The sequence below is a fragment of the Variovorax sp. 01T439_2 genome (genome assembly GCF_056398445.1).
Window position 1 is genome coordinate 1 of the sequence record NZ_JBFTPJ010000097.1, and the last position, 9,904, is coordinate 9,904.

8 protein-coding genes are annotated in these 9,904 nt (G+C 64.0%); 2 read left to right on the forward strand and 6 right to left on the reverse strand.

What is annotated here, in order from left to right; all coding sequences use genetic code 11:
* Positions 1–392 precede the first annotated feature (392 nt).
* Together AC1DOC_RS07075 and AC1DOC_RS07080 are read right to left on the reverse strand one after the other, a co-directional pair.
* A complete protein-coding gene (locus AC1DOC_RS07075) occupies positions 393–1,907 on the reverse strand; it encodes an amidase (protein ID WP_418148141.1) in 1,515 nt (504 codons plus the stop codon).
* 7 nt (positions 1,908–1,914) lie between these two features.
* Positions 1,915–3,084 carry an aminotransferase class III-fold pyridoxal phosphate-dependent enzyme gene (locus tag AC1DOC_RS07080; protein WP_478083573.1) on the reverse strand — a complete coding sequence of 390 codons (1,170 nt, stop codon included), beginning with the start codon at positions 3,082–3,084 and terminating at the stop codon, positions 1,915–1,917.
* 121 nt (positions 3,085–3,205) lie between these two features.
* On the opposite strand from AC1DOC_RS07080, the gene istA reads away from it, so the two are divergent.
* Together istA and istB are read left to right on the forward strand one after the other, a co-directional pair.
* Complete coding sequence (istA, locus tag AC1DOC_RS07085) at positions 3,206–4,717, forward strand: IS21 family transposase (protein WP_027730572.1); 1,512 nt, start codon at positions 3,206–3,208, stop codon at positions 4,715–4,717.
* Positions 4,710–5,519 carry an IS21-like element helper ATPase IstB gene (istB, locus tag AC1DOC_RS07090; RefSeq protein ID WP_027730573.1) on the forward strand — a complete coding sequence of 270 codons (810 nt, stop codon included), beginning with the start codon at positions 4,710–4,712 and terminating at the stop codon, positions 5,517–5,519. The genes istA and istB overlap by 8 nt, the downstream gene beginning before the upstream one ends.
* A gap of 153 nt (positions 5,520–5,672) precedes the next feature.
* Here istB and AC1DOC_RS07095 read toward each other — a convergent pair whose 3' ends face one another.
* The 4 genes from AC1DOC_RS07095 to AC1DOC_RS07110 form a co-directional block, all read right to left on the reverse strand.
* Positions 5,673–6,914 (reverse strand): hypothetical protein, encoded by a 1,242-nt coding sequence (locus AC1DOC_RS07095; protein WP_478079753.1) that lies wholly within the window; start codon positions 6,912–6,914, stop codon positions 5,673–5,675.
* A 317-nt stretch (positions 6,915–7,231) separates the two neighbouring features.
* Positions 7,232–8,416, reverse strand: a complete 1,185-nt coding sequence (locus AC1DOC_RS07100) for an acetyl-CoA C-acyltransferase family protein (RefSeq protein ID WP_478129587.1) — start codon at positions 8,414–8,416, stop codon at positions 7,232–7,234.
* A gap of 121 nt (positions 8,417–8,537) precedes the next feature.
* On the reverse strand, positions 8,538–8,879 hold the full coding sequence (locus tag AC1DOC_RS07105) for a hypothetical protein (RefSeq protein WP_478079631.1): 342 nt from the start codon (positions 8,877–8,879) through the stop codon (positions 8,538–8,540).
* A 9-nt stretch (positions 8,880–8,888) separates the two neighbouring features.
* Positions 8,889–9,904: AAA family ATPase (locus AC1DOC_RS07110; protein WP_478129588.1), on the reverse strand; the 1,016-nt coding region annotated here is incomplete at its 5' end.

A 9,904-nucleotide genomic window follows, 5' to 3' on the forward strand; every position in this document is an offset into this window, starting at 1 on the left:
TGAGAGCGCTCATGGTGAAAGATTTCTCCGCAATAGAGTCATAACGAAGGTCTGCGACATCCATCGCGCAGTCCAGGCCCGCGGCTTGTGAGTCGGATAGCGCGAGCTGCCGCACGGACCGCTGCCCGCGCATGGCGTTGAAGCACCGATATCGCTCCCTCAAGGCTTGTCAAGGCAACGCTCAATGCAGTGGCCTACGCATCCGTTCGGCAAGGTCTATCGGGCGAATCTGGAGCCAGGCTGACTTGAACATCGAGGTCGCTTGAGTAAAGGACCTTGGCCACCTTGGCGGTGAACTATATGCAGCGCGTGCAACATTGAATAGGTTGCAAAACGCACATACCCCTATAAGCTCCACTCATGAATTCAGGAGAAACGAGACAGCGTTCGGGTCACGTTCCAGCGGCAAAAAAGCTAAAGGCTGAATTGGTTAAGGGGCCAGACCCGGCATTCGAACCCAGCAGGGGCGACGGGTGCCTTTCGACCCACCGGGTTGCCTGGTCATACGCGTCGGCGAGCTGCAGACAACCCCATTCGTCGCGCAGGCGGCCGACGATCTGAAGTCCGGTCGGCAGGCCATGGGGATCGAACCCGGCAGGTACGTTCAGCGAAGGACTGCCGCACATCGTGATCGGGATGGCCACTTCCATCCAGCGGTGATACGTATCCATGGCCACGCCGGCCACCTCTCGCGGCCAATGAACGGCTGCGTCGAAGGGGAACACCTGCGCCGACGGCAGCAAGACGAACTCATGAGTCTGCATGAACTTTTGCATCCGCGCATGCCAAGCGGAGCGCGCGTTCGAAGCATCGGTCACTTCGGTCGCCGTCAGCTTCAGCCCTCGTTCGATCTCCCAAAGAGCCTCGGGTTTGAGTTGCCTGCGCTTGATTGGGTCGGCGTAGCTGTCTTTCAGCCAGGCGGCGATCCTCCACGAGCGCAACACCAGCCAGTTCTGCCAGACTTCTTCCATCGGCCAGTCAGGCCTGACGTGCTCCACGATGCAGCCCAATGACTCGAAGACCTGTAGCGCACGCTCGCACAGTTCGAGCACGCCTGCTTCGAACGGCATTGCACCTTCGAAGTCGCCGAACCAGGCCACTCGCGTGCCGCGAAAATCCCGAGCCAAAGGACGCGCGAAGAGCGCCGGGTCCGAATCCAGGGAGAGCGGCGCTCTCGGATCGTATCCCGCCTGAACCGACAACAGCATTGCGAGGTCCGGAACCGAACGCGCCATCGGTCCCATGACGGTCAGTGAAGGGCTGAATACATCGCCCGTGACACTTGGCACGCGTCCAAAACTGGGGCGCAGACCGAACACGTTGTTGAATGCGGCGGGATTGCGCAGAGATCCCGCATGATCGCTGCCGTCTACTACGGCCTGCATCCGCAGGGCCAACGCCACCGCCGCGCCGCCGCTGCTGCCTCCAGCAGCCATCGACGGATCGTAGGCATTCCGTGTCGTGCCGTAGACGGAGTTGTAGGTCTGAGACCCCAAACCGAATTCCGGCGTGTTCGTCTTTCCGATGATCACGCAGCCGGAGCGCTTCATGCGCTCGACATACAGACTGTCGCTCGCGGCGACCTGGCCCTTGAAAAGCGACGACCCCATCGACGTCGGGAAGCCCGCCGCATCGTCCAGGTCTTTGATCGCCTGTGGGAATCCGTGCAACGGCCCGAGCCACTCCCCGCGTGCGAGCTGCGCGTCGCGCTCGGCGGACTGCCTCAACAGCAAATCACGATCGGCCAGCGCTACGATCGCGTTGACCGCCGCATTGTGGATGCCGATGTGATCCAGATACGCGTCCATCACTTCGACGCAGGAAACCTGCTTCGATCTGATCGCATCGGACAGCGCCACACCGCTCGTCTGGACAATGGGTGAAGCACCCCGGTTCGAGATCGTCATGTTCAAATCACGCCATCACGCCATCGCGACGAAGCTGGTCCTGGGTGCGGACGATCCCCTCGCGCAGGATCCGCACGAAGTCGTCGACCTGCGAGCGGGTGATCGTCAGCGGCGGTGACAGCACGTTGTGGGCGCCGAGAGGCCGAACGATCAAGCCCAGGTCGCCGCAATGGCGCGCGACCATGCTTCCCACGTCGACGCCCGCGGGAAATGGCTCCTTGGTCTTGCGGTCACGCACGTTCTCGACGCACGCCATTAGATGGCTGCCACGGACGTCACCGACAATCTCAAGGTCCAGCAGCTCGGAAAGGCGCTGCATGAAGTAGGGCCCGACATCACGCACGTGTGCGCAAATTTCCTCCCCTTCCATCGCCTCGATGTTCGCCAGCGCGGCGGCGCAGGCCACCGGATGGCCCGAGTAGGTATAGCCATTGGTGAAGTAGCTGTCCGGGTCGGCCGCGAGGAGCGCATCGTGCATGCGATCCGAGAACAGTACCCCGCCGAGCGGCTGATATCCCGAGGTCACACCCTTCGCGAAAATGATCAGGTCGGGCTCGACGCCGAACAGTTCGTCGGACGCAAAGAAGTGACCGAGCCGGCCGAAGGCGGTAATGACTTCATCGGAGACGTAGAGGATGTCGAATTCCCGGCACAGCTCCCATGTCCGGCGTTGATAGCCGGAGGGCGGCACGATCACGCCGCCCGATCCCATGATCGGCTCCGCAAAAAAGGCGGACACGTTCTCCGGACCGAGTTCGAGGATCTTGTTGCGCAGTTCAGCCACCAACTGATCGCAGAACTCCGACTCGGAGAGCCCATCGGGGCGACGATACAGCGTGGGGAGAGAGACCTGGTGGATTCCGTCCGTCTCGAAACTCAGGTGCCGATTTCGATCGGGTGGGTTTCCCGACAGCGATGCGGTGAGATAGGTACTGCCATGGTAGGCACGGATCCTCGTGATGACGTGGCGCTTCTCGGGCTTTCCTCGGCTGCCCTGATAGAACTGAATCAGCCGGTACGCGGTGTCGTTTGCCGTCGAGCCTCCGCATGTGAAGAACGCGTGATTGAGGTCGCCCGGTGCCAGCTCGGCCAGTTTGCTGGCAAGGCGCGCCGCCGGCACGTTGCCGATGTTCGTGAACGGGCTGTAGTAGCACAGTTGACGCGCTTGATTCGACATGGCTTGTTGGCGCCGACCGGAAACTGAGCCAGTTTTGCAGGTAGTGCCGAAGTAAAAGTGAGCCAGGTGTTCAACCTACCCTGCTGTTTATTTAAGCAGCGGGGTTCGAGGAGTGATCACCATGGACATGATTGGCAAGATCCGACGGCTGCACGCGAGGGACAAGCTGTCGGAGCGCGAGATAGCGCGCAGGACGGGACTGTCGCGCAACACGGTTTCCAAGTGGCTGCGCGCGCCGGTGAAGGAGGCGCCGAAGTACCGGCGCGATCCCCGCCCCAACAAGCTCAGCCCGTTTGAGGAAGCGCTGAAGCGGGCATTGACGGCCGATGCGCGACGGCCCAAGCATGAGCGGCGCACAGCACGTGCGCTGCACGCCGAGATCAAGGCGGCGGGCTACGACGGCGGTTACTCGGCCGTCACTGACTTCGTTCGAGCCTGGCGCCAGGGCGAGGGACAGGCGGTCAACGTCACCGCGTTCGTTCCACTGACCTTCGAGCTCGGCGAGGCCTTCCAATTCGATTGGAGCGAAGAAGGCCTGGTCGTCGGCGGCATCTACTACCGCATGCAGGTGTCGCACCTGAAGCTGTGTGCGAGCCGTGCGTTCTGGCTGGTGGCCTACCCGAGCCAAGGCCACGAGATGCTGTTCGACGCCCACACAAGATCGTTCGCAGCGCTGGGCGGTGTGGCGCGCCGTGGGATCTACGACAACATGCGCACCGCAGTGGACAAGGTTCACAAGGGCAAGGGCCGCACCGTCAATGCCCGCTTCGCAGTGATGTGCGCGCACTACCTGTACGACCCCGACTTCTGCAACGTGGCCTCGGGCTGGGAGAAGGGGCGTGTGGAGAAGAACGTGCAGGACAGCCGTCGGCGCATCTGGATCGAGGCGGGCCGGCGCCGCTTCGGCTCCTTCGTCGAACTCAACGCCTGGCTGGGCGAGCGATGCCGAGCGCTGTGGAACGAGGTGCGCCACCCCGAGCACAGCCAGTTCAGCGTGGCCGAGATGCTCGAGCACGAGCGTCCCCACCTGATGCCCATGCCTGAGCCCTTCGATGGCTACGTAGAGAAGCCAGCGCGGGTGTCGAGCACCTGCCTGGTGTCGGTGGCACGCAATCGCTACTCGGTGCCCTGCGAGCTGGCTGGGCAGATGGTCAGCACGCGGCTGTACCCGGGCAACGTCGTGGTGGTCGCAGAAGACGCGGCAGTGGCGCGCCACGAGCGCCTGAGCGCCTCTGGCGGCACCCGCTACGACTGGCAGCACTACATTCCGCTCATCCAGCGCAAGCCTGGTGCATTGAGGAACGGTGCGCCCTTCGCGGACATGCCCGAAGCGCTGCAGCAACTGCGCCGCGGCCTGCTGCGCCAGGCCGGTGGAGATCGCGTGATGGCCCAGGTGTTGGCCATCGTGCCGACGGCGGGGCTGGATGCGGTGATCGTGGCGGTCGAGCTGGCGCTGGAGAGTGGTCCGCCATCGGGCCGTGTCAGCGTGGAGCACGTCGTCAATGTGCTCGGGCGGCTCACCGCACCGGCAGCACCGCAGAGTGCGCAGACGGCGCTGCAGATCGTCACGCCACCGCTGGCCAACACGGCCCGCTACGACGGCTTGCGTGGACAGGAGGTGGACCATGCGTGACGTGACAGTCGAACTCAAGGCGTTGCGCCTGCACGGTATGGCCAGTGCCTGGTGCGATCTGGCGGAGCAAGGTGCCGCGTCCGGCTTGGATGCCTCGCGCTGGCTGGTCGAGCACCTGCTGCAGGCGGAGACCACAGACCGTTCGATGCGTTCGGTCCAGCACCAGATGAACTCGGCGCGCTTCCCCGTGCACCGGGATCTGGCCGGCTTCGACTTCGACGCGTCGGTGATCGACCAGAAGCTGGTCCACCAGCTCGCGATGCTGGAGTTCACCGAGGCCGCGCACAACGTGGTCTTGGTCGGTGGTCCAGGCACAGGCAAGACCCATCTGGCAACGGCTCTGGGCGTGTCGGGCATCGTGCGCCACGGCAAGCGCGTGCGGTTCTACTCGACGGTCGATCTGGTCAATGCACTGGAGCAAGAGAAGGCCCAGGGCAAGGCCGGGCGTATCGCGCTGAGCCTGCTGCGAATGGATCTGGTGATCCTGGACGAACTGGGCTACCTGCCGTTCAGCCAGGCCGGCGGTGCGCTGCTGTTCCACCTGCTGTCCAAGCTGTACGAGCACACCAGCGTGGTGATCACCACCAACCTGGACTTCGCCGAATGGTCGACGGTGTTCGGCGACGCGAAGATGACAACCGCCTTGCTCGACCGCCTCACGCACCACTGCCACATCGTGGAGACGGGCAACGAGAGCCATCGCTTCCTGCACAGCAGCGCCACTGCGAAGAAGCGCATCAAGGCCAGGGAGCAGACCCGCAAGACAGGCGCCAAGGCCGATCCAACCGACGCCACCGATTGACGACTACTGCTCGTAGCAAGGCGCTACGGGCTACGCCCTTCGCGCCTTATGAGTTCGATCACAAGAAGCGAAAGGAGGTCACAGAACAAGGCAAGACATACACTTATCCACAGTCGACCATTGCTGCGTCGGCTTCCACCCCTGGCTCACGATTCAAGCGGCGCGGTGGCTCAGTTCTACTTCGGCGCGGACAACCTTGCCGCCTTCGACAGCGTACGTCGTGACCTTCGCACCGTGCGTGACCAGGTCCCCACCCACCTCCAGCCTGTCGACAACGCCTCCGGGTTTGACGTTGATCGCCTCCGCGGGAAGCAGCATGTTCACGCCCTTCACCAGAGTGTTTCCGATGGAGCCGTGCGTCGTGATGCCTTTGTCGATCACGATGGTGCCAACTGGCTTGCTCACCTGGACCCCGATGGAGCCGTCGCCGAACGTCTCGATGGAGTCGAGGCGAATGCGACGAACAGTTCCGTCGTATTGGTTGAAACCGCGGGCTCCCAAGCCATACGTCACGACTTTCTTGTCCGCGACGAATTTGTCGACGGTGCCGAAGTTCACGAAACCGATGCCGCTCGGGCCGTAAGAGATGATGGGTTCGTGCACGAGCCAGTTCTCGACGGTTCCCCACGTGTCGAGGACCATGTCATTCACCCCGTAGGTGACGATCTCACCGAAGTGCTCCACCAGCTTCGCCCGCACGCCGTACACAATAAAGACGCCGGCTGTGATCATGTCCGCGGTGCCGTAGGGCAGCATGCCATTGGAGTACACCGCTCCGGTGGTGAGCTTCTCGAGCTCCACCCACCCGCCGTTGTCACTGAAGCCGCAGACGAACAAGCCCGAACCGATCACGGGAGCGTTCCTGCTGCCGGCACTGATGTTCGTCAACGACGCCTGAATCACGGAATCCGAGTCCCCGTTGAAGTTGTAGACGGTCAGCGCGCCCTGGTAGACGTTCACCCCGTACTTTTGTGGCTGCTCGCTGTAGCGGCGGCTGTCGCAGGCCGCAATGTGAAGCTTGTCGACTGCCAGCGTCAATTTCTTGGTGCCGTCACGCACGATGATGGAAACCTGGCCCGTCACGCTCAGATCGTTCAGGGCAATGCTGCCCATGTCGGGCAAACCGGCCTGCGTGTAGATGGCGCGTGCCGCCGGTGTCGTCTGGATCGTGAGGCTCTCGATCCGGTTGTTCGAAGTGAGGCCGATGCCATCTCCGTTGCTGAAGCTCAGGATGCAGCTGTCCTTGCTCTTGCCGCTGAGAACGAACCCTGGCGGTAACGTGATGGAATAAGGACTCAGAATTGAAGTCTGCAGTTGCAGGTTGCACGGCTCGGGCCCGGAGATGGCTTCCGAGAGATCAACCAATGACTTCACGACAGTCGTAGGGATGCTCATACATGTGCGCTTCTGTTAGGTTGTTTTCGCCAGAATGGCGACGCTTCACTGCACTGTCAAGGCGTCAAAAACTGCTGAGTTGGAAGCCACTTGCGGCAGGTGCAGCAGATCACGGCACCGCCGCGAATTTCAAAGCGAGACGCCTTCGAGCGTGCCCATCTTTCCGCCCTGGAAGTCCCTGTACATCTGCATCGGGGCTTCGCGTGACGATGCACAAACGGACCGCCGAAATGCAGCGCATGGCCCAGAGGGTCGCCGCGCGATCACGTAGTGCATAGCCAACCCAGCAAGTTCCGACGCCAGTGTCCCTCAGACGCTCAGACGCGCTCGAAGATCGCGGCRATGCCCTGYCCGCCGCCGATGCACATCGTGACCAGCGCATARCGCCCGCCGGTGCGGTGCAGCTCGGCRATCGCCTTCGTGGTGATGATCGCGCCGGTCGCGCCCACCGGGTGGCCCAGCGAAATGCCCGAGCCGTTCGGGTTSACCTTGGCSGGRTCGAAGCCCAGYTCCTTGATGACCGCGCAGGCCTGCGCCGCAAAGGCCTCGTTCGACTCGATCACGTCGAAGTCGGCGACCTTCAGCCCGGTGCGCTCCAGCACCTTGCGCGTGGCCGGCACCGGGCCGATGCCCATGTACGCGGGCTCCACGCCGGCGTGCGCATAGCCGACCAGGCGCGCCAGCGGCCTCAGGCCCCGCGCCTTGACGCTCTCGCCGCTGGCCAGCACCACGGCGGCCGCACCATCGTTGATGCCCGAGGCATTGCCGGCCGTCACGAGGCCGTCCTTCTTGAACGCGGGCTTCATCTTCGAGAGCGTCTCGGCGGTGGTGTCGGCGCGCACATGCTCGTCGGTGTCGAACAGCACGACGCCCTTGCGCGTCTTCACCTCGACCGGGACGATCTGCGCCGTGAAGCGGCCCGCCGCAATGGCCGCCGCCGCGCGCTGCTGGCTGGCCACGGCCAGTTCGTCCATCTGCTCACGCGTGATGCCGTAGCGCGCCGCCACGTTCTCGGCCGTGATGCCCATGTGGATCTTCTCCCACGGGTCGTGCAGGATGCCCAGCATGTAGTCGACCAGCACCGCATCGCCCATGCGTGCGCCGTAGCGCGCGGATGTGTCGAAGTACGGCCCGCGGCTCATCGATTCCGAGCCGCCGCCGATGGCGATGTCGCAGTCGCCCAGCGCAATGGCCTGCGCCGCCGACACGATCGCCTGCAGGCCGGAGCCGCAGAGCCGGTTGACGTTGAAGGCCGGCGTCTCGATCGGGCAGCCCGCATCGATGGCGGCCACGCGGCTCAGGTAGGCGTCCTTCACGTCGGTGGGAATCACGTTGCCCATGACCACATGGCCGATGGCATCGGCCGCCACGCCGCTACGCGCGATGGCGGCCTTGACGGCGGTGGTGGCCAGTTGGGTGTTGGGCACATCCTTCAGCGCGCCGCCGAAGGTGCCGATGGCGGTGCGGGCAGTGCCGACCACGAAGATGTCGCGTGTTGTCATGGGAATGTCTCTCCTGGATGAAAGCAATATCCGCCTGGGGCGGCGGTCGCAGGAGGACGATTTTGACGGCGAACCGCGCAGCCGGCTGTCGCGAGCGGCATATCGCCGCCCGGGCAGCGGATCAGCCGCGCGAAACCGATTTCGGAGAAACGTCGGTCACGTCGCGGGCGCTGCCCCGAATGCGTTCCGGGCGCGCCACGGATTCGCCGCGCGCGCGTGCGTTGGCGGTGTCGGCCGCGCTCGGTTCGCCCGGCCGTGCCGCATTGCGAAAACGCTCGAAGCCCGAACGCGGGTTGAAGCGCCCGCCCATCGAAGCCATCCAGGGCGCCACGGGCTTGCCCGTGATCCGCCCCCAGGCGTAGCGGACGCCCCACACGGCCGCCAGCAACATGACGGCGACCGCCAGGCTGGCCGCAAAGACCAGCCCCAGGAGCAGAAGAATGACGCGAAAAATGAAGTTCATCATCCGACTTTAGGCCGCAACGGCCTCCGATGGTTCCCCGGCCTTCGTGAACGAGAACTGGCCGGGGGTGCGGATCGGGTCGGTATTCACTTCGATCGTGTCCTTCGGTCCGAAGCTGCCGTCGAGCAGCAGCTTGGAGAGCGGATTCTCGATGCGCTGCTGGATCGCGCGCTTGAGCGGCCGCGCGCCGAACACCGGGTCGAAGCCGACCTTGGCAATCTCGGCCAGCGCCGCGGGCGACACCTCCAGGCCCAGGTCCATCTTCGCGAGCCGCGCCTGCAGCACCTTGAGCTGGATCGCGGCAATCGATTCGATGTTCTTCGCGTCGAGCGCATGGAACACCACGGTCTCGTCGATGCGGTTCAGGAACTCGGGGCGGAAGTAGTTCTTGAGCTCGTCCCACACCGCTTCCTTGATCTCCTCGGCGGGCTGGCCCACCATCGACTGGATGATCGGCGAGCCGATGTTGCTGGTCATCACGATCACGGTGTTCTTGAAGTCCACGGTACGGCCCTGGCCGTCCGTGAGGCGGCCATCGTCGAGCACCTGAAGCAGCACGTTGAACACGTCGGGATGGGCCTTCTCGACCTCGTCGAGCAGCACCACGCTGTAGGGCTTGCGGCGCACGGCCTCGGTCAGGTAGCCGCCCTCCTCGTAGCCCACGTAGCCCGGCGGCGCGCCGATCAGGCGGGCGACCGAGTGCTTCTCCATGAACTCGCTCATGTCGATGCGGATCAGGTGGTCTTCGCTGTCGAACAGGAAGCCCGCGAGCGCCTTGCACAGCTCGGTCTTGCCCACGCCCGTGGGGCCGAGGAACAGGAACGAGCCGGTCGGGCGGTTCGGATCGGAGAGGCCCGAGCGCGAGCGGCGGATCGCATTGGCGACCGCGCCGATGGCCTCGTCCTGCCCCACCACGCGCTCATGCAGCTTGTCTTCCATCACGAGCAGCTTGTCGCGTTCGCCCTGCATCAGCTTGGCGACCGGAATGCCGGTGGCGCGCGCCACGACCTCGGCGATTTCTTCGG